The sequence below is a fragment of the Mycobacterium sp. ST-F2 genome (assembly GCF_001905655.1).
In the GTDB taxonomy this organism is placed as follows: Bacteria; Actinomycetota; Actinomycetes; order Mycobacteriales; family Mycobacteriaceae; genus Mycobacterium.
In genome coordinates, this window is record NZ_JMHT01000046.1 from 1 (window position 1) to 24,638 (window position 24,638).

23 protein-coding genes are annotated in these 24,638 nt (G+C 67.9%); 5 read left to right on the forward strand and 18 right to left on the reverse strand.

The genetic code is table 11. The annotated features are described in order from the left end of the window. Nucleotides 1–30 precede the first annotated feature (30 nt). The 4 genes from EB75_RS29345 to EB75_RS17220 all read right to left on the reverse strand — a co-directional run bounded on the left by EB75_RS29345 (nucleotide 31) and on the right by EB75_RS17220 (nucleotide 3,057). Complete coding sequence (locus EB75_RS29345) at nucleotides 31–180, reverse strand: hypothetical protein (protein WP_168176063.1); 150 nt, start codon at nucleotides 178–180, stop codon at nucleotides 31–33. Further along, nucleotides 170–781 carry a hypothetical protein gene (locus EB75_RS17210; protein ID WP_073696560.1) on the reverse strand — a complete coding sequence of 204 codons (612 nt, stop codon included), beginning with the start codon at nucleotides 779–781 and terminating at the stop codon, nucleotides 170–172. Before EB75_RS17210 ends, EB75_RS29345 begins: the two co-directional genes overlap by 11 nt. 365 nt (nucleotides 782–1,146) lie before the next feature. Continuing rightward, complete coding sequence (locus tag EB75_RS17215; RefSeq protein WP_073696619.1) at nucleotides 1,147–1,680, reverse strand: ester cyclase; 534 nt, start codon at nucleotides 1,678–1,680, stop codon at nucleotides 1,147–1,149. 48 nt (nucleotides 1,681–1,728) lie between these two features. Continuing rightward, the gene (locus tag EB75_RS17220) at nucleotides 1,729–3,057 is read right to left on the reverse strand and encodes an amidohydrolase family protein (protein WP_073696561.1); all 1,329 of its coding nucleotides are present in this window, start codon (nucleotides 3,055–3,057) and stop codon (nucleotides 1,729–1,731) included. A gap of 118 nt (nucleotides 3,058–3,175) precedes the next feature. Here EB75_RS17220 and EB75_RS17225 point away from each other — a divergent pair, with 118 nt between their 5' ends. Continuing rightward, the gene (locus EB75_RS17225; RefSeq protein WP_083612372.1) at nucleotides 3,176–3,808 is read left to right on the forward strand and encodes a TetR/AcrR family transcriptional regulator; all 633 of its coding nucleotides are present in this window, start codon (nucleotides 3,176–3,178) and stop codon (nucleotides 3,806–3,808) included. A gap of 58 nt (nucleotides 3,809–3,866) precedes the next feature. Here EB75_RS17225 and meaB read toward each other — a convergent pair whose 3' ends face one another. Genes meaB through mutA form a run of 3 tightly spaced genes read right to left on the reverse strand, consistent with a single transcriptional unit; the run spans nucleotide 3,867 to nucleotide 8,978 of the window. Next, nucleotides 3,867–4,841, reverse strand: a complete 975-nt coding sequence (meaB, locus tag EB75_RS17230; RefSeq protein ID WP_073696621.1) for a methylmalonyl Co-A mutase-associated GTPase MeaB — start codon at nucleotides 4,839–4,841, stop codon at nucleotides 3,867–3,869. Nucleotides 4,842–4,851: 10 nt separating this feature from the next. Then, a complete protein-coding gene (gene scpA, locus EB75_RS17235; RefSeq protein WP_142239667.1) occupies nucleotides 4,852–7,101 on the reverse strand; it encodes a methylmalonyl-CoA mutase in 2,250 nt (749 codons plus the stop codon). A 2-nt stretch (nucleotides 7,102–7,103) separates the two neighbouring features. Further along, nucleotides 7,104–8,978, reverse strand: coding sequence for a methylmalonyl-CoA mutase small subunit (gene mutA / locus EB75_RS17240; RefSeq protein WP_073696563.1), 1,875 nt, complete (start codon nucleotides 8,976–8,978; stop codon nucleotides 7,104–7,106). A gap of 224 nt (nucleotides 8,979–9,202) precedes the next feature. On the opposite strand from mutA, the gene EB75_RS17245 reads away from it, so the two are divergent. Continuing rightward, nucleotides 9,203–9,943: a TVP38/TMEM64 family protein gene (locus tag EB75_RS17245; protein WP_073696564.1), complete on the forward strand. Its 741-nt coding sequence runs from the start codon at nucleotides 9,203–9,205 to the stop codon at nucleotides 9,941–9,943. Here EB75_RS17245 and EB75_RS17250 read toward each other — a convergent pair. The 3 genes from EB75_RS17250 to EB75_RS17260 are packed head-to-tail and all read right to left on the reverse strand — an operon-like array spanning nucleotide 9,936 to nucleotide 11,974. After that, nucleotides 9,936–10,295, reverse strand: coding sequence for a DoxX family protein (locus EB75_RS17250; RefSeq protein ID WP_073696622.1), 360 nt, complete (start codon nucleotides 10,293–10,295; stop codon nucleotides 9,936–9,938). The two genes, EB75_RS17245 and EB75_RS17250, sit on opposite strands and share 8 nt — an antisense overlap. Before the next feature lie 2 nt (nucleotides 10,296–10,297). Continuing rightward, nucleotides 10,298–11,497 carry an SPFH domain-containing protein gene (locus EB75_RS17255; RefSeq protein ID WP_142239676.1) on the reverse strand — a complete coding sequence of 400 codons (1,200 nt, stop codon included), beginning with the start codon at nucleotides 11,495–11,497 and terminating at the stop codon, nucleotides 10,298–10,300. 45 nt (nucleotides 11,498–11,542) lie between these two features. Continuing rightward, the gene (locus tag EB75_RS17260) at nucleotides 11,543–11,974 is read right to left on the reverse strand and encodes an NfeD family protein (RefSeq protein WP_073696566.1); all 432 of its coding nucleotides are present in this window, start codon (nucleotides 11,972–11,974) and stop codon (nucleotides 11,543–11,545) included. Between the two features lie 59 nt (nucleotides 11,975–12,033). Here EB75_RS17260 and EB75_RS17265 point away from each other — a divergent pair, with 59 nt between their 5' ends. Then, nucleotides 12,034–12,873: an Rv1486c family protein gene (locus EB75_RS17265; protein ID WP_073696567.1), complete on the forward strand. Its 840-nt coding sequence runs from the start codon at nucleotides 12,034–12,036 to the stop codon at nucleotides 12,871–12,873. 5 nt (nucleotides 12,874–12,878) lie between these two features. On the opposite strand, the gene EB75_RS17270 is transcribed toward EB75_RS17265, so the two are convergent. The 8 genes from EB75_RS17270 to EB75_RS17305 all read right to left on the reverse strand — a co-directional run bounded on the left by EB75_RS17270 (nucleotide 12,879) and on the right by EB75_RS17305 (nucleotide 20,956). Further along, on the reverse strand, nucleotides 12,879–13,898 hold the full coding sequence (locus EB75_RS17270; RefSeq protein WP_073696568.1) for a ferrochelatase: 1,020 nt from the start codon (nucleotides 13,896–13,898) through the stop codon (nucleotides 12,879–12,881). An 84-nt stretch (nucleotides 13,899–13,982) separates the two neighbouring features. After that, nucleotides 13,983–14,792 (reverse strand): NADH-dependent enoyl-ACP reductase InhA, encoded by an 810-nt coding sequence (gene inhA / locus EB75_RS17275; protein ID WP_073696569.1) that lies wholly within the window; start codon nucleotides 14,790–14,792, stop codon nucleotides 13,983–13,985. 42 nt (nucleotides 14,793–14,834) lie between these two features. Beyond that, nucleotides 14,835–15,599, reverse strand: coding sequence for a 3-oxoacyl-ACP reductase FabG1 (gene fabG1 / locus EB75_RS17280; protein ID WP_073696570.1), 765 nt, complete (start codon nucleotides 15,597–15,599; stop codon nucleotides 14,835–14,837). Between the two features lie 87 nt (nucleotides 15,600–15,686). Next, entirely contained in the window at nucleotides 15,687–16,637 is a 951-nt protein-coding gene (locus EB75_RS17285; protein ID WP_073696571.1) for a DUF58 domain-containing protein, read from the reverse strand. After that, nucleotides 16,634–17,761 carry a chaperone MoxR1 gene (gene moxR1, locus EB75_RS17290; protein WP_502689382.1) on the reverse strand — a complete coding sequence of 376 codons (1,128 nt, stop codon included), beginning with the start codon at nucleotides 17,759–17,761 and terminating at the stop codon, nucleotides 16,634–16,636. Before moxR1 ends, EB75_RS17285 begins: the two co-directional genes overlap by 4 nt. A 170-nt stretch (nucleotides 17,762–17,931) precedes the next feature. Next, the gene (gene ripB / locus EB75_RS17295; protein WP_142239669.1) at nucleotides 17,932–18,654 is read right to left on the reverse strand and encodes an NlpC/P60 family peptidoglycan endopeptidase RipB; all 723 of its coding nucleotides are present in this window, start codon (nucleotides 18,652–18,654) and stop codon (nucleotides 17,932–17,934) included. 10 nt (nucleotides 18,655–18,664) lie between these two features. Next, nucleotides 18,665–20,086 (reverse strand): NlpC/P60 family peptidoglycan endopeptidase RipA, encoded by a 1,422-nt coding sequence (ripA, locus tag EB75_RS17300; RefSeq protein WP_073696573.1) that lies wholly within the window; start codon nucleotides 20,084–20,086, stop codon nucleotides 18,665–18,667. Nucleotides 20,087–20,323: 237 nt separating this feature from the next. Continuing rightward, nucleotides 20,324–20,956, reverse strand: a complete 633-nt coding sequence (locus tag EB75_RS17305) for an Rv1476 family membrane protein (RefSeq protein ID WP_073696574.1) — start codon at nucleotides 20,954–20,956, stop codon at nucleotides 20,324–20,326. Nucleotides 20,957–21,135: 179 nt separating this feature from the next. Between EB75_RS17305 and acnA the strand changes: the two genes are divergently transcribed. Next, a complete protein-coding gene (gene acnA, locus EB75_RS17310; RefSeq protein ID WP_073696575.1) occupies nucleotides 21,136–23,958 on the forward strand; it encodes an aconitate hydratase AcnA in 2,823 nt (940 codons plus the stop codon). Between the two features lie 71 nt (nucleotides 23,959–24,029). Next, a complete protein-coding gene (locus EB75_RS17315) occupies nucleotides 24,030–24,596 on the forward strand; it encodes a TetR/AcrR family transcriptional regulator (RefSeq protein ID WP_073696576.1) in 567 nt (188 codons plus the stop codon). Nucleotides 24,597–24,638 lie beyond the last annotated feature (42 nt).

A 24,638-nucleotide genomic window follows, 5' to 3' on the forward strand; every position in this document is an offset into this window, starting at 1 on the left:
GGGAATTACGTGACAGCAACCCCTGGGGAATTACGTGACCGACGACAGCATAGTGCCGAAGACACCGAGGCCGACCGCCGCGAGCGCACCGACGACCACTGCCACCAGCACACCGCCGGAACTCGCCTGTGCGCGCTGCGAACGCTGCGTCGGCGCATCAGCCTCGGGATCAAAGGACATCGATGTCACCCTCCACTCGGGTTGCGTTACGAGGGAACGCCGGTGCGGGTGCGGTTGCCCCGTCGGCGGCGCGTTGCACACCGGTCACCGACCGGTCGGCGTCGACGATCCAGCTGTTGCGCACCCCATTCGCTTGCTCGGAGTACAAGCCCGCCGGCGGCTGGACGGCAGCAGCCGTAAACGGCCAGCTCTTGTCACCGATGGTGAGCGTGCCGGTGACGTTCTTGCCTTCGTGGCGCCCCTCGAGTCGGCTGGTCTTGTCCTTGTCGGTCAGCTTGACCGATCCGGCTTCGGCGGGACCGGTAAGCCACGTCTCGACGGTCTTGCCGTCGCAGGCGTAGGCGACAGCCTTCTTGCCGCTGATCGAGATGTCCAACGCGATGACACCGCCGGCAGTGGCGATCTTCCCGACGTAGTCCGCCTTTGCGGGAAATGGCGTCGGCACGGTGGTGGTGGTTGTGGGTGCCGATGTCGATGACGCAGTGGCCGGCGCCGTTGGTGGTGCGGCAGATGGTGTCTCCTTGGACGTGTTCACTGCCAGAATCCCGACGCCCAGGGCGGCGACGACGCCCAGCGTGATCAGTGGACCCTTTACCTTCATGTTCACTCCTAGAAGCCTGTGTGCCCGCCTGAAACAAGGACCTAGCTGCAGAGGCGGCACTTCTTGTGATTGCGCGAAACTGTTTTCCAAATTCAGCCGGCGGAGCGCAGAACGTCGACTGAAGCGAATCGGACGGCCGAGCATGGGCGGCGCGTCAGTTCAGTCGGGGTTCGATAAGACTGAAGGGTGAGGTCGTCGGTACGACTCGACTCATGTGAAACTCCTGTTGTTGCAACAAGTTTTGACATTCGGCCGTTGTGCGCAGCGGTGTCGTGTCGGGTGGCCGAGCACACCGTGCGGAGTGTGTCCACTGCCTGAGTGTCGGGCGAGTCGTGAATGATGTTCGCCCGGTTTACTTTTCAACCTCAGGAGCCTCGGCGGGCCTTTCTCGTGGCCCATGCGCAGCGGATCAGGTAACCCGGGGTTGGTGGGAGCCAGCCGGCCTGCGTTGCCATCCCCTGGTCGTCGCGAACTGCCCAGTGCTCGATCACCAGGCCATCGCGGATCCGCTGGAAATGCGCCTGCTGAACGCTCACGGTCGCTCCGGTCGGCACGAACACTCGCGCTACCGTGGCGTCCTCGGTCCAGACGACGAAGTTGCCGGTGTGCCGCCCAGACATCCGGCCGAAGGTGACGACGACGTCCCCCTCGACCACACTGAGGTCGGTCGTCCAGGCGAGGTCGGCGAAGGCTTCGCGAAGCCACACCCCGGTCGCGTGAAACGCTCGCGGCCCACGTCCCCGCGTCGGCGGTGGCTCGGTTGCCGACTCGCGGTTCGTGGCGTCGGGGTGAACGACGGCGCAGTGATCGGCGAGCGTTCCTCCCATGACGGCATGGATGGCGGCCTCGGCGACAGACACGGTCTCGTCCCGGGTCCTGAGTGTGGGGCGGACGGGCATCGAATGCTCCTTGTTGTTGGTGTTCACGCGGCGGTTCGGCGAGTTCGATCAGGCGACGCGGAGGGCATCCGGGTCGTAGCGGACTCCGCGTTTGACCACCAGATCGATGGCGCGGGTGTTGCGGATATCGGCGAGAGGGTCTGCGCGCAACAGGATCAAATCGGCTTCCTTGCCGACCTCGATGGTCCCGAGCCTGGCCGACGCCCCGACTTTCTCGGCGGCCACAGCCGTCGCAGCCGTCAATGCTTCATGGGGAGTCAGGCCCGCTCGAACCAGTAGCTCGAGCTCGTGGTGCACCGCCAGGCCATGAAACACCGCGGTCATTCCGGCGTCGGTGCCGAGGGCCAGGCGGACGCCGGCGGCATGTGCACGGCCGGCGTTGTCGACCGTGCGCTCCCACCGCGTCCCGTCAGAAGAGTGCGGTGTCAAGCTGGCTGCCCACTGCGCGACGCTTTGCAGCACGGTCGGGCTCACGTAGCCTTCCGGTCTCTGCGCCTGGACGTAGGCCAGGTCGCGGTCGTGCGCCATGCGATCGAACAGCGACAGGGTCGGTGTCCACAGCACCCGCCGCTCGGCCATCTTTGCCAGAGTGGCATCGAAGAGGCCACCGCCCTCGGGCACCATGTGTTCGAGGCCGTCGACACCCGCCGCAACCGCTTCCGCCGCCTCTTGCTCGGTGGACACGTGAGCGACGACGAGCCGGTCCAGCCGGTGGGTCTCCGTCACGATGGCGTCGAGTACCTCCGGCCGTAGCCGAGGACCGTCGCCCGGGATACTGCTGACGACGACTTTGACGAGGTCGAGGTCATGCTCCAGAAGCGCCGAGCGGACATGCTGGACGGCGGCAGCAGGGTCGTCGAATCCAACGGCCAGCTCGCCGATGTTCTGGGTCGAGCCGTGCATCAAGGTGTTGATCGGGTGCCCCCCGGGAGCGGTGACCACACTTCCCGCTGCGAAGATGCGAGGACCGATCAGCTCGCCTGCGCGTTCGGCCGCGCGAGCGGCGATGATCCGGCGTGGATCATCGCCCGTGCTCACCACGGACGTGACGCCGCTACGCAGGTAAGCGCGCCAGTTGAGCAGACCCTGATCGCGGGAGACCTCGGCTGCGGAGGTCATGCCGCCGGCGCTGAAACCGTGATGCATGTGGGTATCCCAGAGGCCGGGCAGCAACCACCGACCACACCCCGGCACCACCGACGATCCGTCGGCGCTGGCCGCTGCTGGCTCGATCGCCGCGACGACACCGTCTTCGATGATCACCCGCGCTCCGGGCGTCGCCGGCGCGCCGGTGCCGTCGATCAGGACGACATCGTTCAGCGTCAAGGTTCGGCGGGCGGAGGACGTGGGTGCATGCTGCGGTTCATGCGTCGTCATGGAGGCTCCTCAATTCAACTAGACAGCATGTCCGGTGAATATTGCGACGATGACATTAAGAAGACAGCCTGTCAAGTAGAATCTGGATCAGCTGCGGGAACAGGAAGGGCCGAGGTCTGTGGGGCGACGGAAGTACGAGCAGGTGGCGCGCGCGGAGATGGCGCAGCAGACGAGACGGCGAATCCTCGACGCAGTCGGGCAGCGTCTGCGCGAGGCGCCGACCGAACAACTGAGCATGGACAAGGTGGCGCGGCTGGCGAACGTATCCCGGGCGACCATCTACTCCGACTTCGGTTCTCGCGGTGGGCTGTTCGACGCCTTCGTCGTAGACCTCTGGGAGCGCACCGGGCTGAACCAACTGAGCGCCGCCGCCGCGAGTGCCGATGCCCGCGAGCACCTGCGCGCGGCAATAGCGGCCGCGAGCCGGATGAAGGGCCGGGAGCTGGCGGTCTACCGGGTACTCCACTCCATGGACCGCCTGGATCCCGAGTCTGCCGGTGGCGCAGTCCGTCACATGGAGGAGGACCGTCGCTCTGGGGTGGCAGCGCTCACCGCTCACCTCGCCGAGGCGGGCGCACTACGCGATGACGTCAGTACCGACCGCGCCTTCCAAACACTGTGGGCGCTCACCGCATTCGAGAGCCTCGACCACCTGGTCACCGGGTGCAACTTGCCGATCGAGGAGGCTATCGACGTGCTGGTGGCGACGGCCGAGAAAGCCATCTGCAGGCCTGAGCCGAGAACTTGCTAGGTCCCGGCAAGGGAGGTCGACCTTCGATTTTCCGTCTCTGGGAAACGATGACGATGGGCTAGCGTGCCAGGTCGATGATGCGCTGCGCCGCCAGGGCGGGCGTCAACTCGCCGTCGCGCACCTGACGTTCCACCTCGTCGCGATGGGCCTTGACGGCGGCATTCGACAACACCCGGTCCAGCACGGTGTCCCGCACCATGGTCCAGGTCCAGTCGACCTGCTGAGCCCGCCGCCGTGCCTCGAATTCCCCTGCGGCACTGAGGGTTTCCCTGTGCTTGAGCACGGTGTCCCACATCTGTGCCAAGCCGTCGCCGGTCAGAGCGCTCATGGTCAGCACGGGCGGACGCCACAGCGTGTCACGCGGGTAGATCAGCCGGATCGCACCGGACAGTTCCCGCGCCGCGGCCTTGGCCTCGATGGCGTGCTCGCCGTCGGCCTTGTTCACCACGATGACGTCGGCGAGCTCCAGGACACCCTTCTTGATGCCCTGCAACTGATCGCCGGTGCGGGCCAGGGTCAGGAACACGAAGGTGTCGACCATGTTCGCCACCGTCACCTCGGACTGCCCGACGCCGACGGTCTCGACCAGGACCACGTCGTAGCCGGCGGCCTCCAGCAGCACGATGGTCTCGCGCGTCGCCTTGGCCACGCCACCGAGCGTGCCCGACGTCGGGGACGGCCGGATGTAGGCCTCCGGCTGCACCGCCAGCCGCGCCATCCGGGTCTTGTCACCGAGGATCGAACCGCCGGTACGCGTCGACGACGGGTCGACGGCCAGCACCGCGACGCGGTGGCCCCGCTCGATGAGATGCATGCCGAGCGCCTCGATGGTCGTCGACTTACCGACGCCGGGGACGCCGGTGATACCGACGTGCAGCGCGTTGCCGGCCTCGGGTGTCAGCTCGAGCAGCAACTGCTGCGCGGCATCACGATGGTCGGCCCGGGTGGACTCGACGAGCGTGATGGCACGCGACAACGCCGCCCGATCGCCGGCCCGAATCCTGGCTGCGAGTTCAGGCACGGGGGCCGTCATACCCGCCACCTCAGAGCTGGTAACCCAGCCGCTCGGCGAGCTTGCCCAACAGGCCGATCGCGGCGTCGGCGATCACCGTCCCGGGCGGGAAGATCGCCGCGGCGCCCGCCTCGTACAGCTCGTCGAAGTCGCCCGGCGGGATCACGCCGCCGACCACGATCATGATGTCCGGACGCCCCACCTCGGCCAGTGCGTCGCGCAGCGCGGGCACCAGCGTGAGGTGGCCTGCCGCCAGCGATGACACCCCGACCACGTGCACGTCGTTGTCCGCCGCCTGCCGCGCCACCTCGTCGGGCGTGGAGAACAGCGAGCCGACGTCCACGTCGAAGCCGATGTCGGCGAACGCGGTGGCGATGACCTTCTGGCCACGGTCGTGGCCGTCCTGGCCCATCTTGGCCACCAGGATGCGGGGACGACGGCCGTCGGCCTCGGCGAACTTCTCGACCAGTTCGGTTGCGGTGCTCACGTTCCCGGCCTTTCCGACCTCGTCGCGGTAGACGCCGGCGATGGTCCGGATCTCGGCCTGGTGGCGGCCGTACACCTTCTCCAGCGCGTCGGAGATCTCACCGACGGTGGCCTTGGCGCGGGCGGCGTTGATGGCCAGGGCCATCAGGTTGTTGCCCAGTCCGTCTTCCCCGGCAGGACCGGATTCGCCTGCGGCGCGGGTCAATTCGGCCAGTGCCGCCTGCGTGGCGGCCTCGTCGCGGTCGGCGCGCAGCTGCTCGAGCTTGGCGAGCTGCTCGGCGCGGACCCGGCTGTTCTCGACCTTGAGGACCTCGATCTCCTGGTCCTCGTCCACCTGGTACTTGTTGACGCCGATCACCGTCTGGGCACCGGAATCGATGCGGGCCTGGGTGCGGGCAGCGGCCTCTTCGATGCGCAGCTTCGGGATGCCCTCGCCGATGGCCTGCGCCATGCCGCCGTGCTCGGCGACCTCTTTGAGATGTGCCCGTGTGCGCTCCGCCAGTTGATGCGTGAGTGACTCCACAAAGTACGAACCGCCCCACGGATCGATCGGGCGGGTCGTGCCCGACTCCTGCTGCAGCAGCAGCTGCGTGTTGCGCGCGATGCGGGCCGAGAAGTCGGTGGGCAGCGCCAGCGCCTCGTCGAGGGCGTTGGTGTGCAGCGACTGCGTGTGGCCCTGCGTGGCCGCCATGGCCTCGATACACGTGCGCGCCACATTGTTGAACGCGTCCTGCGCCGTCAGCGACCAGCCGGAAGTCTGCGAGTGCGTACGCAGCGACAGCGACTTGTCGCTCTTGGGCGCGAACTCGGCGACCAGCTCGCTCCACAGCAGACGGCCGGCGCGCAGCTTGGCCACCTCCATGAAGAAGTTCATGCCGATGCCCCAGAAGAAGGACAGCCGCGGCGCGAACTTGTCGATGTCCAGGCCCGCGTCGAGGCCGGCCTTGATGTACTCGACGCCGTCGGCCAGCGTGTATGCCAGCTCCAAATCCGCTGTGGCACCGGCCTCTTGGATGTGGTAGCCCGAGATCGAGATCGAGTTGAACTTCGGCATCTTGGTGCTGGTGTACCCGAAGATGTCCGAGATGATCCGCATCGACGACTTCGGCGGATAGATGTACGTGTTGCGGACCATGAACTCTTTGAGGATGTCGTTCTGGATGGTCCCGGCCAGCTTCTCCGGCGGCACGCCCTGTTCCTCGGCGGCGACGACGTAGAGCGCGAGAATCGGCAGCACGGCGCCATTCATCGTCATCGAGACGCTGACGCTACCGAGGTCGATGCCGTCGAACAGCTGGCGCATGTCGAGAATGGAATCGATTGCCACACCGGCCATTCCGACGTCACCCTGGACGCGCGGGTGGTCCGAGTCGTAGCCGCGGTGGGTCGCCAGGTCGAAGGCCACCGACAGGCCCTTCTGGCCGGCGGCCAGGTTGCGGCGGTAGAACGCGTTGGACTCGGCGGCCGTGGAGAAGCCGGCGTACTGCCGGATGGTCCACGGCTGGTTCACGTACATGGTCGGGTACGGCCCGCGGATGAACGGCGGGGTGCCCGGGAAGCTGTCCAGCGGGTAGCCGGCCGCCGCGACGGCGTCCCGGTCCTCTGCGATGTACACCGGCTTGACGTCGATGCCCTCGGGCGTCGACCAGGTGAGCTGCTCCGCGGTGTAGCCGTGCGCCTGCGCCGCGTCGGCGACGTGCGTGTCGACGGCGCTGGCGGACGGCGCCGCAGGGCTGTCTCCCTGCAGCGGGACGTCGGCGAAACTTCCGATGGTGGTCACGTCAGAAGCGGTCATGGTCATGCCCCCAATCGGGTGAGCAGGGTCGAAAGCGCTTCGACGGCATCGATTTTCATGGTGAGGTACTCATCCGGTTTATCAGCGGCATCAGCCACCGCCTTCTCCGGCCCGGCGAGGTAGACGTGCGCGACGCCGGCCGCGCGGGCTGCCTTGACGACATCGCTCGCCTCGTCGGCGTACCGGGCGTCGGTGCCGCAGACCACCGCGGCCACCTGGCCCGCGGCAGCGGCCGCGACACCCGCCGCGTCGACGGTGCCGGGGTTGACGGCCTCGATACCACCGGAAGCCAACAGGTTCGCGGCGAACGTCGTGCGGATGTTGTGCTCGGCGAGCGGGCCGACCGGCAGCAGCACCGCCTGCGGGCGCTTGCCGGTCTTGGCCAGGTACGCGTCGGAACGGTTGCGCAGCGCCTCGAAAGCCGCGGCGTAGCGACGCACATTCGAGAACGAATCAGTCTGCGGCCCAGGCTGAATCGCCGGCTCCGCCGGCACCGGGCTTTCCGCGAGGTTCGGGAACTCGTTCACACCGGTGAGCGCGGTGCGGCGGTGCGCGATGTCGTCGGCGCGACGGGCCGCGACCTCGGCGATCTGGGCGCTCAGGTGATCACGGGCCGCGACGAAACCGCCCAGCGACTCCAGCTCCTGGAACTTGGCCCAGGCCTGCTGCGCCAGCTGGTCGGTGAGGTCCTCGACGAACCACGAACCACCCGACGGGTCGACGACGCGGCCCAGGTGCGACTCCTCCAGCAGCAGCAGCTGGGTGTTGCGTGCCATGCGGCGGCTGAAAGTGACTGCGGTGCCGGGCAATCCACCGGCGATGGCGGCGTCGAACGTCTCGACCAGCACGGTGTCGGCGCCACCGACGCCGGCGGCGAACGCGGCGAGGGTGGTGCGCAGCATGTTCACCCACGGGTCGCGCTGCGACATCATGGCCTTCGACGTGACGGCGTGGATCGTCGCGGCGCCGGAGTCCGGCGCACCGACCACCTCGGCCACGCGGGCCCAAAGCCGGCGCGCCGCACGGAGTTTGGCGATGGTCGCGAACTGGTCGTCGTCGGCGGCGAAGCGGAAGCTGATCTGCCGCAGCGCGTCGGCGGCCGACAGTCCGCCCTCGGTGAGCAGGCGCAGGTACGCGACGCCGGCGGCGATGGCGCCCGCCAGCTCCAGCGAGGCACTCGCGCCGAGGTTGTGCAGCGCGGCGGCGTCGACGGTGACGGCGCGCACTCCCCCGTCGAACTCGGCGAGCTTCGCGGCGGTGGCGACGACGTCGGCTTCGGTGGCGGCCGAACGGCCGGACAACGGCGCCGTCAGCGGGTCGGCGCCGAGGTCGATCGACAGACGCGAGCGCTGGTCGGCGTCGAAGGGCTGCACCAGTGTCAGGAGCTGGTCACCCGCGCCGGACACCTCGGCGCCGGCGTCCAGGATCACGGGCACCAGGTCGAGGAACACGCCCTCGAACACCCGGTCCAGCTGGTCGACGGGCACGCCACCGGTACCGACCCGCACCTCGAGGGCACTGGTGCCATCGGTGAGCGCGAGCAGGATGGCGCCATTGGTCGCACGGACATCAGCGGCATCAACATCGCCGGTGATCGGGAAAGATTCGGTCACCTTCCAGCCGGCGAGCACGTCGCGGTGGGCGTCACCGCCGCGGGTGAACGGCCAGTGGCCGGGCAGCGAAGGCTCCGCGAGACCGTCGAGGCTGGTGTAGAGGGGACGGACCGGGAATCCGTCATAGGTGGGAGTATCGAGCAGACGCTCGGGGTCTGCCGGCAGATCCTCGACTGCCTTGCGGGTGCTCTTGGCGAGCACGCCGGCGACGTTCTCTTGCCACCGCGCGTAGCGGTCCCGAACGGTGGACGCATCGACAGTCACCGGCGACTCCCAATCTTTCGGCCATCAGACATATGGCACTGCATGCAGAAATGCCTATCACACTTGTTTTTCAGGCTAAATCACGCAGGTCGCTACTACCCAGTAGCTCCGCCACACACCGGCTGTCCATGCCTCTGATGGCGACGGGTTGCCGCAAGCGACCGCCCTATGGAACCCGCTCCTGACAGCGATCGGCGGACCTGCGCCCCGTACCCTTGGAAAGCGTGAACTCCGTTGTCAGCGCGCTGCGCACGGTCCTGTCTGCGGTGCAGACGACTGCGGTGCAGATGCCGCTGCGGCGGGCGCTCGGCATCGGAACGGCGATTGTGATTCTCGTCGCAATTGCCGTCTGGGTGCCGTTGCCCAGTGCGGTCCAGATGCGCGACTGGGCCGCGGCGGCCGGCCCGTGGTTCCCGTTGGCCTTCCTCGTCGCCCACACGCTCGTCACGGTGCTGCCGTTTCCCCGCACCGCGTTCACCCTGGCCGCGGGTCTGCTGTTCGGTTCGGCACTCGGCGTCACGCTGGCCGTCATCGCCAGCACGCTGAGCGCCCTGATCGCACTCTGGCTGGTCCGGGTGCTGGGCTGGCAGTTGAGCAAGCTGTCGCACAGCCACATCGACAGCCTGGACGCCCGCCTCAAGGAACGCGGCTGGGCCGCGATCCTGTCGATGCGCATGATTCCGGCGGTGCCGTTCTCGGTGCTCAACTACGCCGCCGGGGCCTCGTCGGTCCGGGTCCTGCCGTACGCGATCGCGACGTTCTTCGGGTTGCTGCCCGGCACCGCGGCAGTCGTCATCCTCGGCGACGCCCTCACCGGGCAGATCCGGCCGTCGCTGCTGGTCGTGTCGGCCTGCACCGCGACCATCGGGATCACCGGGCTGATCTACGAGATCAGGCTGCACCGTCGCGCCCACGCCGCGGCGCTCGCGCCCGACACGGTCTCGACCTCCGGCAGCGCTACCTAGGCGCGTCCGGCCCCTTCGCCGTCATCGCGGTGAACAATGCCAGGAACAGCACGGCCGGCGCCGCGTTCTGCGGCTTGTCGTGGGCCCTGATGTGCGCGGAGACGGCCAGCGTGAAATACAGCGCCAGCATCGCGGTGGTCAGCCGGGCCAGCGCCGGGTTCCGCCCCACGGCAAGCAGGCCGACGGCCGAAGCGGCCTTGGACCCGACGAGAATCCACCGATACTCCAGCGGGAAGTTCACCCCGGCGAGGGCCTTCTCGATGGGCGCGATGGGAACGGCGCAGGCCGCCGCGTCGCCCGCCTGGAGCAGCGCCAGTGCCGTGTAGGTCTTCGGGGAGGTCAGCACGCTCACGGTCACCTCGAATGCTGCCCGGCGGGCGGGTCGATCTCCGGGGCCCGACGGGGCTCGAACGGCTGAGTCGGAGGGGCCGGGGGTACCGGAGGTGCCGGAGGTGCCGACAACGACGGTGCACTGTAGCCGGGCTGCTGCACCGGGGTGCGGGCCTCGGCCTCGGCCTTCGCCACCGCCTGCGCGATGGCCGGGTCGGTCTGGGTGTTGAACCAGTCGGCGACCTCGTCGGCGTCGTCGTCTGCGGCGGGGGCAGGCTCGACGGGCGACGGCGTGTAGCGGAACACCCCGTCCTCCCCCGGGGCGCCGAGCAGTTTGGTGAAACCCTGTAGCGCAGAACCGAAGTCGCTGGGCACCACCCACACCTTGTTGGCCTCGCCCTTGGCCATCTGCGGCAGGGTCTGCAGGTACTGGTAGGCCAGCAGCTCCGGCGTCGGCCGGCCGGCCTTGATGGCCGCGAACGTCTTCTCGATGGCCTTCGCCTGCCCCTGGGCGTTCAGGTACTGGGCGGCACGTTCACCCTGGGCCCGCAGGATGCGGGACTGCCGGTCGGCCTCGGCGGCCAGGATCGCGGCCTGCTTGGCGCCCTCGGCGGCCAGAATCTGCGACTGCTTCTGGCCCTCGGCCTGCTTGATGGACGCCTCCCGGGTGCCCTCCGCGGTCAGGATCATGGCGCGCTTCTCGCGGTCGGCGCGCATCTGCTTCTCCATCGAATCCTGGATGGACGGCGGCGGGTCGATGCTGCGCAGCTCGACGCGCGCGACGCGCAGGCCCCACCGGCCGGTGGCCTCGTCGAGCACGCCGCGCAGCTGGGCGTTGATCTGGTCGCGGGAGGTCAGGGTCTGCTCCAGCGTCATGCCACCGACGACGTTGCGCAGCGTGGTGGTGGTCAGCTGCTCGACACCGACGATGTAGTTGCTGATCTGGTACACCGCAGCCTGCGGGCTGGTCACCTGGAAGTAGACGACGGTGTCGATGTTGACCGTGAGGTTGTCCTCGGTGATCACCGGCTGCGGCGGGAACGAGACGACGCGCTCACGCAGGTCGACCCGGGCCCGGATCTTGTCGACGAACGGCAGCAGCAGCGTCAGCTGCCCCGAGACGGTCTTGCTGTAACGGCCCAGCCGCTCGATGACCGCCGCCTCGGCTTGCGGAATCAGCGCCACCGATTTGACCACCACCACGATGGCCAGCGCCACCAACATCAGCAGAAGAACAAGTGCACCAGTCAATTTGAGCTCCCCTTGCGTTCAGATGGTCCGGTAGACCACAGCAGTCGCGCCGTCGATCTTCATCACGGTGACGTGATCGCCGGGCTCGAAGACATCGTCGTCGTCCATCGGACGCGCCGTCCAGATTTCGCCGTCGAGTTTTACCTGGCCTTCATGGCGGGCCACCCGTTCCAGCACCAGCGCGGTCTTGCCTTCCAGCGCCTTCACCGGTTCGGGCAGGCCCGCGGCGCCCAGTCGCTTGCGCAGCGTCGGCCGCACCAGAACCAGCAGCAGCACCGACACGATCAGGAATGAGGCGCCGTCGGCCCAGATCGGCCAGTCGGTGGCCCAGCTCAGGCCCGCGGTCGCCAGCGCCCCGCCGGACAGCATGAGCAGGAACATGTCACCAGTCAGCGCTTCGGCGCCGGCAAGCCCGATCGCCAAGATGAGCCACAGCAACGGCACCGGCATGCGACCAGAGTAGCGCCTTGCAGGCTTTATGGGCCGCAACGTTTTACACTGCGTGCATCATGTGGTGTCCGAGTGTTTCGCTGACGGTGTGGGCCAATGCCTGGCATGCCGGCCTGGCCGCACCCGACGACGTCCTGGATGCGTTATCGCCGTGGGCGCCAAGGCATTCCATCGCCGCGTACGACGCCGTCGCGGCCAGCCGGACCGGCCTGCCGTGGCCGGACCTGACCAACTACGGCGGCGTCACGTTGCTGCAGACGCTGCGCCACGCGGCCGGTGCCGCGCGCTCGGAACCGGCCCTGAACCTGGTACTGCCCGTACCCGGGGACGTCCGCGGACTGACACCGGGCACCCAGTTCCAGCAGGACGCGATCAGCGCGGGCGAGGCCGTCGTCGTCACCTCCAACTACGGCGAGGCCGTCGGGCTGGTCCCCGATTTCGAGTACGAGGACGACACCGACGACGCCGAGGTCAAGGCCCTGTCGTGGACGGTGTATTCGCTGCCGAGCGCGCCCGTGGTCGGCCACTTCGACCTCGGCGAAGAGGAGTACCGGCTGCGCGACGCGGTCCGCTCCGCCGCCGACGCGCTCGGCCGACTGCGCGCCGAACCCGGTTCGGACATCGAGGATCCGCGCGAGATGGTCGAGCAGATTCTCGAAGCCGGGCACCTGCACAAGCTGCCGGACCATGCCCCCGCCCGCGCGGTGCGGGTGCTCGAGACCGCCGCCCACATCGACGCGATCGTCACCGTGAGCGCCGGGCTGGCACCCATCGGCCTGCAGAGCGCGTCGGAGATGCAGATCGCGAGCGAGGCCATGCGGCCGCTGTCCGACATCGTGCGCTCCGCCCGCCTGGCCGCCGTGACGGCCATCCTGCATTCCGCGTGGGAGACGTACTAGCCGCGCTACGGCGTCGCGCCGCCTGCCACGCATGCCGCGGAACCCTGGCAGCCCGTACCGTTCCAGCTGCTTCCGCATCCGGGCACCGGGTCGGCACCGGTGACCCGAGCCGGCGCGGCATCGGTCCGCAACTCCTCGATCAACGCTGCGGCCAGCTTCGCGTAACGCCGGTCGGCATTGGGAGTTGCCGTGCGCACCAACGTGATTCCGGCCTCGGCGGCCTGTTGGGCAAGCTCGTTGTCCAGGTCCCACACCACTTCGATGTGGTCGGCGACGAACCCGATGGGACACACCACGACGGCACTCGTGCCCGCATCGGCGAGCGTGGCCAGATGGTCGGACACGTCGGGTTCCAGCCACGGCACCTGAGGCGGTCCCGACCGCGACTGCCACACCAGGTCGTAGTCACCCACCCCGACGGCCTCAGCGACCAGACCCGCCGCGTACGCCACCTGCCGGCTGTACAGGCGCGGTCCGTACCGCTCGTCGGCGGCCACCGGGATGGAGTGCGCCGTGAACACCAGTCGCGCGCCGGACGGCGCGGAATGCAAAGCCTGCGAGACGAATTCGGCATACATCTCGACAAACAGCGGATGATCGAAGTACTGCCGCAACTTCACCAGTTCCGGCGCTTGCGGTCCCGCCGCGGCCCGGCCGCGCGCGATGTCCTCCACATACTGCTGGCAGCTCGAGTAGCCGCCCCACGCGGACGTCGTGAACACCGCGGCCCGGCGCACCCCGTTGTCCCGCATGGCGGTGACGGTGTCCTCGACGTACGGGTCCCAGTTGCGGTTGCCGAAGTAGACCGGCAGATCAGGCATCGCCGCCTCGAGCTCCGCGATCAAGGCACGGTTGATGCCGTTGATCGGCGAAACACCCCCGAAATGCAGGTAGTGCTCGGCTACTTCGTCGAGCCGTGCCGGCGGGATGTTGCGGCCGCGAGTGACGTTCTCCAGGAACGGACGGACGTCCTCGGGACCTTCGGGTCCGCCGAACGACAGCAACAGCAATGCGTCGAATTCCACGTGTTTCGCCCCTCCTCAGACGCGAAACGGCGCCCCGGCAGCCGAAGCCTGCTGGAACGCCGTTTCGGCGGAAAACAATTCAGATCAGAGCAGCTGGGTGCTGGCGCCACCGTCGGCGTAGATGATCGAGCCGGTGGTGGCGGGCAGCCACTCGGACAGCAGCGCACAGACGGTCTTGGCGACCGGCGTCGGGTCCTTCATGTTCCAGCCGATCGGCGCGCGCTGATCCCAGCCCTCTTCCAGCAGCTGCATCTGCTGGCCGGCCTCGTCACCCAGCGCACCACCGACGATGGCGCTCATGGCCAGCGTCCGGATGGGGCCTGCCGCAACGAGATTGGAACGCACGCCGAACTTGCCGGCCTCACGCGCGACAAACCGGTTGACCGACTCGAGGGCGCTCTTGGCGACCGTCATCCAGTTATAGGCGGGCATGGCGCGGGTCGGGTCGAAATCCATGCCGACGATGCCGCCGCCTTCGTTCATGATCGGCAGCACCGCCTTGGCCAGCGAGGCGTAGGAGTACGCCGAGATGTGGATACCCTTGGCGACGTCCTCGTAGGGCGCGTCGAAGAACGGGTTGACGCCCATGCCACTCTGCGGCATGAAGCCGATGGAGTGCACGACGCCGTCGAGCTTGTTGCCCTCGCCGATCACCTCGGTGACGCGCTCGCCGAGCGAGGCCAGGTGCTCCTCGTTCTGCACGTCGAGCTCCAGCAGCGGCGCCGGGTTCGGCAGCCGGTCGGCGATGCGCTGGATGAGCTTCATCCGGTCGAAGCCGGTGAGCACCAGCTCGGCACCCTGCTCCTGAGCGACCTTCGCGATGTGGAACGCGATGGACGAGTCGGTGATGATCCCGGTGACGAGGATCCGCTTGCCTTCGAGCAAACCTGCCATTGTGCTGACTCCTTTAAGTTCTGGTAAGCCAAAGAATTCGGGTCAGTGACCCATGCCCATGCCGCCGTCGACGGGGATGACCGCACCGGCGATGTAGCCGGCATCCTCGGACGCCAGGAAGCTGACGGCACCCGCGACCTCTTCGGCGGTGCCGACGCGCTTGGCCGGGATGAACTCGAGCGCACCTTCCTGGATGCGTTCGTCGAGGGCGCGCGTCATCTCGGTGTCGATGTATCCGGGGGCGACGACGTTGGCGGTGACGCCGGCCTTGGAGAGCTCACGCGAGATGGAGCGGGCCATGCCGATCAGGCCGGCCTTGGCCGCGGCGTAGTTGGCCTGGTTGCCGATGCCCCACATGCCCGAGACCGAGCCGATGTAGATGATGCGGCCGAAACGCTTGCGCTGCATGCTGCGTGACGCGCGCTGCGTCACCCGGAACGCGCCGGTGAGGTTGGCGTTGATGACCTCGGTGAACCGCTCCTCGGTCATGCGCATCAGGAACGCGTCCTTGGAGATACCGGCGTTGGACACCAGCACCTCGACCGGGCCCTGGTGCTCCTCGACCTCTTTGAACGCACGGTCGATGGCCTCGGTGTCGGTGACGTCACACTCGACGCCGAACAGGCCCTCGGGCGCACCCGAACCGCGGTGGGTCACCGCGACCTTGTGGCCGTCCGCGGCCAGACGCTGCGCGATGGCCAGGCCGATACCCCGGTTACCACCGGTGACCAGCACAGAACGGGAAACAAAGGCCGGACGGCCGGGTGCAGGCGTGGCTGCATCCTCGGTGGCAACAGTGTCACTCATGCTGGTCAACTTATCGTCTTTGCCGGTGCAGCCCGAAATCGGCTCGCCACGACGGCGAGCCGTCCGATGAACTCTGTGTGTTGACAGCTACCGGGCCGCTGCCATGGCACCGCGGCGCCGGTTCGCCACGAAGCGGACGACGTCGGCGATCCAGTCCCGGTCGGTGCGCAGCGTCAGCAGCGGGGCATCACAACGGCGCAGCGTGCGGGCCACTTCGTCACGGTGGGCCTGGGCGGCCCGGGCGAAGTCGTCCCGAAGTTGCTCGTCGATGGTGAATTCCTTGGTGATGCCGGACTCGGCATCCTGCAGGACGACGTCGCCGATGGCCGGCAGCTCCACGTCGCGCGGGTCGATGATCTCGATGCCCAGCACCTCATGGCGCCCCGAGATGGCCCGCAGCGGGCGCATCCAGTTGATGGGCCCCAGGAAGTCACTGATGATGACCGCCATGCCGCGCCGCCGTTCCGGCCGCCGCAGCGCGTCGATGGCGGCGGCCAGGTCGCCGCGGACCCCGGGCGGGGCCTTGGGCGTGGTGGCGATGGCGCGCAGCAGTTCCTGCTCGTGCAGCCGGCCGGACAGCGCGGGGACGCGGCGCACGGTGTCGCCGTTGGAGATGACGGCGCCGAGCCGGTTGCCGCCACCGCTGTTGAGGAACGCGATGGCGGCCGCCGCGGCGACGGCCAGATCCCGCTTCTCACAGCCGGCGGTGCCGAAGTCCAGGCTCGCCGACATGTCGACGACCAGCCAGGTCTCCAGCTCCCGGTCGGCGATCATCTGCCGGACGTGCGGATGCGTCGTGCGGGCCGTGACAGACCAGTCCATGCGCCGCACGTCGTCGCCGGGCTGGTAGAGCCGCGACTCCCCCGGCTCGGAGCCCGGGCCGGGAATCAGGCCCTGGTGGTCGCCGTGCAGCACCCCGTCGAGCTTGCGCCTGACGGTGAGCTCGAGCTTGCGCAGCGCGGCCGACAGTTCGGGATCGCGAATCTGGCCGCGCTGCAACGACGGCAGATCGACGGAACGGCCTGCCTTGTCGGTCACCGGCCGGGCGCCCCAGCTGCGCCGGCCATCACGGGCGGAACCGAATGTCCTTGCTGCGGAATGGCATTCACCTGCGGCAGCGCGACGGTCTGCAAGATGCGGTTGATGACGGTCTCGGCGGAGATCTCGTCGGCGAGCGCGTCGTAGGTGAGCACGAGACGGTGCCGCAGCACGTCCGGGATGACCTCGACGACGTCCTGCGGGATGACGTAGTCGCGGCCGCGCACGAGGGCCAGCGCCCGCGAGGCGCTGATGATGCCGAGCGAGGCACGCGGCGAGGCGCCGTAGGCGATCCACGCCTTGGCGTCGGGCATGCCGAACTTCTCCGGCTCACGCGTCGCGGTGACGATGCGCACCACGTAGTCGACGAGCGCGTGGTGGACGAAGTTGTTGGCCGCCACCTCCTGCAGGTGCAGCAGGTCGTCGGTGGTGAGGATCTGCTTGGGCTCCGGCGGCTTGACGCCCATCCGGTAGATGATCTCGCGCTCTTCCTCGGGCGACGGATAACCGACGTTGAGCTTGAACAGGAATCGGTCACGCTGCGCTTCCGGCAGCTGGTAGACGCCCTCCTGCTCGATGGGGTTCTGGGTCGCCATGACCAGGAAGGGGCTGGGCAGCGGGAAGGTCTTGCCACCGATGGAGATCTTGCGCTCCGCCATGACCTCCAGCAGCGCCGACTGCACCTTGGCAGGCGCACGGTTGATCTCGTCGGCGAGCAGGAAGTTGACCATCACGGGGCCGAGTTCGATGTCGAACTCTTCCTTGCCGACCCGGTAGATGCGAGTACCGACGATGTCGGTGGGCACCAGGTCGGGGGTGAACTGGATGCGGGCGAACGAGCCGCCGACGACCTTGGCGAAGGTCTCCACAGCCAGGGTCTTGGCGACACCCGGCACGCCTTCGAGCAGCACGTGGCCCTTGGCCAGCAGACCGACGAGCATGCGCTCGACCAGCTGGTCCTGGCCGACGATGATGCGCTTGACCTCGAAGATCGCGCGTTCGAGGGTGTGCACCTCGGACTGCAACGCGCCGCTGACAGGCTGCTGCGCGGTGGGTGCGGCGTGCGCCCCGGGCGGGTAGCCCTGCGTGGGGGCCGGGCCTGGGTAGCCTCCGGCGCCCTCCAGCGGCCCACTCGGTGACGTCATCTAGCTTCCTCCCACGGTTGTTACGGCCGGTCGTCCGGCGCAAAGTCGCTGGTCTAGCGGGTAGCCGCCAATATAGCGGCGCGCCCGGACTCAACTATTCCAGGCGGCTGCGTGTCCGTCGACGTTGGCACGACAGACTTAGGTGATTATCAGGTCTCGATGATCCGGGAGAGGTGCGGCGACATGCCGGCGGTCCGGACCGGGCTGACCGTCACTTTTCCTGCGCTGCCGGACGCCTCGAGCATCTTGCCGCCGCCGAGGTAGATGGTGACGTGCTGGCTGCCGCCGGGACCGTAGAAGATCAGGTCGCCGCGCTTGGCCTGCGACGGCGGGATGGCGCGGCCGGTGTTGTACTGGTCGCCCGAGTACTTCGGAATCTGGACGCCGACGCCGGCATACGCGTAGCGCGTGAATCCCGAACAGTCGTACCCGATCTTGCCGGCGTCGTAATCCACACCGGGGCCCGGACCGGTCAGGGTGCCGCCGCCCCACGAGTACGGGACACCCATCTGGGAGCCACCGCGGCGGATGACGTACTCGATGGCCTGCTTACCGCCGACGCGTCCGCCGGGCATCATCGTGGCCGAGCCGCCGCCGCCACCGGACGGCTTGCCACCCAGACCCAGGCTGGACAGGAAGCTCTCGCCGAGATTCTGGGTGGTCTGCAGAGCCAGCTGACTGGCCTGGAACGTCGCGTTGGCGATGGCCACCGGGTCACCGGGGGCACCGGAGCTGGGTTTCGCGGGAAGGGTGGGGTCCCACCCGCCATCGGGTTCGGCAAGCGCACTCGGGGCGGGCCCGAACGCGAATGCCAGCGCCAGCGCGCCGACGCCCGCGAGGACGTCTCTCCGGTGAAATTCCCTGCCTTGCAATGCAATTACCTCAGTACTCGATGTAGCGGATCACGTACGGCGTCATACCACTGGTGCGCACCGGCGAGACCTTGACGTTGGAGCCCGTGTACGGCGCTTCGAGCATCTGGCCGTTGCCGAGGTACAGCGTCACGTGCTGGCTGCCGCCGGGGCCGTAGAAGATGACGTCGCCGCGGCGGGCCTGTGCGGTCGGGATCTTGCGGCCTGCTTCATATTGGTTGCCGGAGTAGTGCGGCAGTTTGATGCCGACGCCGGCGAAGGCGTAGAGGATCAGACCCGAGCAGTCGAAGCCGACGGTGCCGGCACCCGAGTCGATGCCCGTGCTGGGACCGGCGGCGGTGCCGCCGCCCCAGGAGTACGGCACGCCGATCTGCGACATGGCGCGCTTGATCACGTACTCCGACGCCTGCTTGCCGTACACGCGCGGGATGGCGCCGTTGGTGTAGCCCGACTTGGTGACGGTGGCGGGCACCAGGCCCAGCTTCTGCAGGAAGCTGTGCCCCATCTGCTGGGTGACCTGCGCCGAGGTGGCGGTCATGCCCAGCACGTTGTTGATGACGGCGATCGGGTCGCCGGGGATGTTGGCGCTGGGGATCTTCGGAAGGGTCGGGTCCCAGCCGCCGTCGTCCCATTTGCGAGGACCGGCAGCGGCGGGCGCGCCGTCCCAGTTGGCGGCGTACCGGCCGGGGTCGGCCGCGGGAGTTCCGGACGCGGGGGCGCTCGCCGCCCACTGGGTGCGCGCCGCGTCGAGCTTCGCCTGCGCCGCGTTGCGCTGGCTGACCAGCTGGTCCAGCTGGGTCTGCTGGCCGGCGAACGTCGTCCGGGCGTCGGTGAGTGCCCTGACGGCGTCGTCCTGCCTGGCCTGGGCATCCTTGACGGCCTGGTCGGCCTTCTGCTTGGCCAGGCGGGCGGCGGATTCGCGATTGGCCAGTTCGGTCCGGGTGCGCTGCAGGTCGGCGATGGCCTCCTGCGAACTGATGGTCAGGGCCTCGCCGGTGGCGGCGGTGTTGATCATCTCGCCGGGGTCCGTCGCAGTCAGGTACGAGCCGGACGGGCCGTTGATGTACGCGGCCTCGGCGTACTTGTCGAAGTGCGCTTGCGCGGCCGCGATCGCGGCGTTGGCGTCCTTGAGCCCGCTCTGGCTGGCGTCGATCTCCTGCTGCGCCGTCGCGGCGTTGTCGCGGGCGGTCTGCACATCGGCGATGGCCTTGTTGACCGATTCCTGACGGGCCTGGATGGACGCGCCGAGGTCCTGCAGCTTCTGGTTGGCGTTGGCGAGATCGGTGACGAGGGCGGCGATCTCGCTGCCGCCGGGTTGGGCCGAGGCGATGCCCGACGCGAAAACGGACGCGGTCATGACACCGAGCACGACCGATCCGGTGCCGACGCGACTGCCCAGCCGCGTGGCTGAGGCGCGAATGTTGCGTCCCATTGACTTCGGTCTCCTATGGCTCCAGCGCGCTGGTGCCCGCGTCAGGCGAATGCGGGCTCAATCCGTTGGTACCGGTGGTCACAGAAATCAAAATTAATCACAACTGCAACATCCGGTACCAACTGCACCGTACGTCACAGGTTGCACAAATGAAACGTTAGTAACAAATCACATCGGTGTAATTGAAAAAGGTGTGACCGAATAGTGATATTCGAATTCGCGGCGCACCGCGCCCAGCTACGCGGAAGTGGTGGCGGGGGTCTCGCCTGGAGCCGCCGCGACAGCCGCCTTCCGGGCCCGGACCTGCAGGAACCGGGTTCCGACGGCAGCGGCCACCACACCGAGGATGACCACCACAGTGAACGACGTCCAGGGAAATATCGGCGTTTCCAACTGGCTCACGAAATTCTTCGACGACTGCACGACACTCGGCGTCTTCGCGAGATCCTGACCGGCTTCCAACTGTGCGCGGTCATAGGTCGGGCTGACCGAGCCGGCGAAGCCCGGGCTGAGGGTGAGCACCGTCGACTCGGGATATACATGGCCGACGTCGGCGGCGATGTCGCGCAGCGGGGTGTCGATGCCCGGGCTCGTCGGCAGCACCACAATCTTGAGGTCGATGCCCTTGGCCTTGGCGTCCGCGACAACCTGGCGCAGTTCGGCGGCCTCGGCGGCCGCCTGGGCAGCCTGCTTCGCTTCCTGCGGCGTGGCCGGCGCCTTGGCGGGCGCAGCGATGCCCGGCGCACTGACGCCACCGTCGCGCACCTGGGTGATCACCGTCGCCATGCAGACGTCGACGGGCGTCTTGGCCGGGTCCTGCCCGACCGTCGCGCAGACGTCCGGCGGAATGAATGCCGGCAGGTACGGCATCGCCGCAAAAGTTGTCACGGGGCAAACGGTACTGGAATTTCGCCGAACTCCCTGACGGCGCACCCACAACCCGACAAGACTGTAGCCACCCCCTGGGCGCTCATAGGACAAGCGTACTGTTAGGGTAGCAACGCGCCGCTGACACAGCCCGTCGCGGCGAGATCTAGCCGGGAGTTGATGTGAGCAGCAATTCATTTGGAGCCCGTGACACGCTCGTTGTCGGGGAGAACAGCTACGAGATTTTCCGCCTAGACGCGGTTCCGGGTACCGAGAAACTTCCCTACAGCCTCAAGGTGCTGGCAGAGAACCTGCTGCGCACCGAAGACGGCGCAAACATCACCAAGGACCACATCCTGGCCCTGGCCAACTGGGATCCCTCGGCCGAGCCGAGCATCGAGATCCAGTTCACCCCGGCCCGCGTGATCATGCAGGACTTCACCGGCGTGCCCTGCGTGGTCGACCTGGCCACCATGCGTGAGGCCGTCACCGCCCTCGGCGGCGACCCCAACAAGGTCAACCCGCTCTCGCCCGCCGAGATGGTCATCGACCACTCCGTCATCCTCGACGTGTTCGGCACCGCCGACGCCTACGAGAAGAACGTCGCCCTCGAATACGAGCGCAACGCCGAGCGTTACCAGTTCCTGCGCTGGGGCCAGGGCGCCTTCGACGATTTCAAGGTCGTCCCGCCGGGCACCGGCATCGTCCACCAGGTCAACATCGAGTACCTGGCCCGCACCGTGATGGTCCGGAACGGCCAGGCCTACCCCGACACCTGTGTGGGTACCGACAGCCACACCACCATGGAGAACGGCCTGGGCGTGCTGGGCTGGGGCGTCGGCGGTATCGAGGCCGAGGCGGCCATGCTGGGCCAGCCCGTCTCGATGCTGATCCCCCGCGTCGTCGGCTTCAAGCTGACCGGTGAAATCCAGCCGGGCGTCACCGCCACCGACGTGGTGCTGACCGTCACGGACATGCTGCGTAAGCACGGCGTCGTCGGCAAGTTCGTCGAGTTCTACGGCAAGGGCGTCGCCGAGGTGCCGCTGGCCAACCGCGCCACGCTGGGCAACATGAGCCCCGAGTTCGGCTCGACCTGTGCGATCTTCCCGATCGACGAAGAGACCATCAACTACCTGCGCCTGACCGGCCGCACCGACGAGCAGCTGGCGCTGGTCGAGGCCTACGCCAAGACCCAGGGCATGTGGCACGACGCCGACCGCGAGCCGGCCTTCTCCGAGTACCTCGAGCTGGACCTGTCGACGGTCGTGCCGTCGATCGCCGGCCCGAAGCGCCCGCAGGACCGAATCCTGTTGTCGGAGAGCAAGATCGCCTTCCGCAAGGACATCCACAACTACGTGGAGGAGCAGCACCCGGCCGACCACACCAAGCTCGACGAGGCCGTCGAGGAGTCGTTCCCGGCTTCCGACCCGGCCGCCCTGTCGTTCGCCGACGACGGTGCCGTCAACGTCCAGTCCGCCGCCAACGGCGCCGAGGGCCGGCCGAGCAAGCCGGTCCGCGTCAAGGGCGACCACGGTGAGTTCATCCTCGACCACGGCGCCGTCGCGGTCGCGGGTATCACCTCCTGCACCAACACCTCCAACCCGTCGGTCATGATCGGTGCCGCCCTGCTGGCCCGCAATGCCGTCGAGAAGGGTCTGTCCAGCAAGCCGTGGGTCAAGACCAACATGGCCCCGGGCTCTCAGGTCGTCACCGACTACTACGAGAAGGCCGGCCTGTGGCCGTACCTGGAGAAGCTGGGCTTCTACCTGGGTGGCTACGGCTGCACCACGTGTATCGGTAACACCGGCCCGCTGCCGGAGGAGATCTCCAAGGCCGTCAACGAAGAGGACCTGACCGTCACCGCGGTGCTCTCGGGTAACCGCAACTTCGAGGGCCGCATCTCCCCCGACGTCAAGATGAACTACCTGGCCTCGCCGCCGCTGGTCATCGCGTACGCCCTCGCCGGCACCATGGACTTCGACTTCGAGACCGACTCGCTCGGCAAGGACACCGAAGGCAACGACGTCTACCTGCGCGACATCTGGCCGTCGGCCCAGGAGATCGACGACACCATCAAGAGCGCCATCAGCCAGGACATGTTCCGCAAGTCCTACGCCGACGTGTTCAAGGGTGACGACAACTGGCGCAACCTGCCGACCCCCGACGGCGACACCTTCGCGTGGGACGACGCCTCGACCTACGTCCGCAAGGCGCCGTACTTCGACGGCATGGAGATGGAGCCGGCGCCGGTCACCGACATCAAGGGCGCCCGCGTCATGGCCCTGCTGGGTGACTCGGTGACCACCGACCACATCAGCCCGGCCGGCCCGATCAAGCCGGGCACCCCGGCAGCGGACTACCTGGACGCGCACGGCGTGGCCCGCAAGGACTACAACTCGCTGGGTAGCCGTCGTGGCAACCACGAGGTCATGGTCCGCGGCACCTTCGCCAACATCCGCCTGCAGAACCGCATCCTCGACACCATCGGCCTGGAGGGCACGCAGGGTGGCTACACCCGCGACTTCACCCAGGAGGGTGGCCCGCAGGAGTTCATCTACAACGCGTGCATGAACTACCAGAAGGCCGGCATTCCGCTGGTCGTGCTGGGCGGCAAGGAATACGGTTCGGGTAGCTCGCGCGACTGGGCCGCCAAGGGCACCACGCTGCTGGGCGTCAAGGCCGTCATCACCGAGTCGTTCGAGCGCATCCACCGCTCGAACCTGATCGGCATGGGCGTCATCCCGCTGCAGTTCCCGGCCGGCGAGAGCGCCAAGTCGCTGGGCCTGGACGGCACCGAGACCTTCGACATCAGCGGTATCGAAGAGCTCAACGCCGGCAAGACGCCGAAGACCGTGCACGTCACCGCGACCAAGGAAGATGGCTCGAAGATCGAGTTCGACGCCGTGGTCCGCATCGACACCCCCGGTGAGGCCGACTACTACCGCAACGGCGGCATCCTGCAGTACGTGCTGCGCAACATGCTGCGGTCGGGTAACGAGGCCTGATAGCTGGCTGATTCGGTTGGGCAGCTCCTGGACAAAGGATGCTGCCCAACCGAACGCCAGTAGGAGTCCTGGTGCCCAAAGTAAGCGACGACCACCTCGCCGCCCGTCGAGCGCAGATCCTCGACGGGGCTCGACGCTGTTTCTCCGAGTTCGGGTACGAGGGTGCGACCGTCCGGCTTCTCGAGGAAGCCACCGCGATGTCGCGCGGTGCGATCTTCCATCATTTCCGCGACAAGGACGCCTTGTTCTTCGCGCTCGCCGAGGAGGACGGCGAGCGCATGGCCGAGACCGTCGAGAAGGACGGCCTGGTCCAGGTCATGCGCAACATGCTGGCCAAGCCCGACAACTATCAGTGGCTGGGCACGCGGCTGGAGATCGCGCGGCGCCTGCGCACCGACGCCGAGTTCCGCGCCGAGTGGCAGCAGCGCTACGAGGAACTCAACCAGGCCACCATCGCGCGCCTGGAGCGCAAGAAGGCCGCCGGCACCCTGCGTGACGACGTGCCCACCGAAGTGCTGCACATCTATCTCGACCTGGTGCTCGACGGCCTCATCGCGCGGCTCGCGTCGGGTCAGACCGGTGAGGATCTGAGCGCCGTGCTCGACATCGTCGAGGCGTCCGTGCGCCGCAAGCCTTAGTCTGATCTGCCGAACTCCTCAACGCGGCTCGTACCTCGCCGC

Excerpts from the sequence above, each read along its gene's own strand:
- EB75_RS29345 (WP_168176063.1), bottom strand. The coding sequence starts at position 180 with ATGTCCTTTGATCCCGAGGCTGATGCGCCGACGCAGCGTTCGCAGCGC.
- EB75_RS17210 (WP_073696560.1), bottom strand. The coding sequence starts at position 781 with ATGAAGGTAAAGGGTCCACTGATCACGCTGGGCGTCGTCGCCGCCCTG.
- EB75_RS17215 (WP_073696619.1), bottom strand. The coding sequence starts at position 1,680 with ATGCCCGTCCGCCCCACACTCAGGACCCGGGACGAGACCGTGTCTGTC.
- EB75_RS17220 (WP_073696561.1), bottom strand. The coding sequence starts at position 3,057 with ATGACGACGCATGAACCGCAGCATGCACCCACGTCCTCCGCCCGCCGA.
- meaB (WP_073696621.1), bottom strand. The coding sequence starts at position 4,841 with ATGACGGCCCCCGTGCCTGAACTCGCAGCCAGGATTCGGGCCGGCGAT.
- scpA (WP_142239667.1), bottom strand. The coding sequence starts at position 7,101 with ATGACCGCTTCTGACGTGACCACCATCGGAAGTTTCGCCGACGTCCCG.
- EB75_RS17255 (WP_142239676.1), bottom strand. The coding sequence starts at position 11,497 with ATGTTGGTGGCGCTGGCCATCGTGGTGGTGGTCAAATCGGTGGCGCTG.
- EB75_RS17260 (WP_073696566.1), bottom strand. The coding sequence starts at position 11,974 with ATGCCGGTGCCGTTGCTGTGGCTCATCTTGGCGATCGGGCTTGCCGGC.
- EB75_RS17265 (WP_073696567.1), top strand. The coding sequence starts at position 12,034 with ATGTGGTGTCCGAGTGTTTCGCTGACGGTGTGGGCCAATGCCTGGCAT.
- inhA (WP_073696569.1), bottom strand. The coding sequence starts at position 14,792 with ATGGCAGGTTTGCTCGAAGGCAAGCGGATCCTCGTCACCGGGATCATC.
- fabG1 (WP_073696570.1), bottom strand. The coding sequence starts at position 15,599 with ATGAGTGACACTGTTGCCACCGAGGATGCAGCCACGCCTGCACCCGGC.
- ripA (WP_073696573.1), bottom strand. The coding sequence starts at position 20,086 with ATGGGACGCAACATTCGCGCCTCAGCCACGCGGCTGGGCAGTCGCGTC.
- EB75_RS17305 (WP_073696574.1), bottom strand. The coding sequence starts at position 20,956 with ATGCCGTACCTGCCGGCATTCATTCCGCCGGACGTCTGCGCGACGGTC.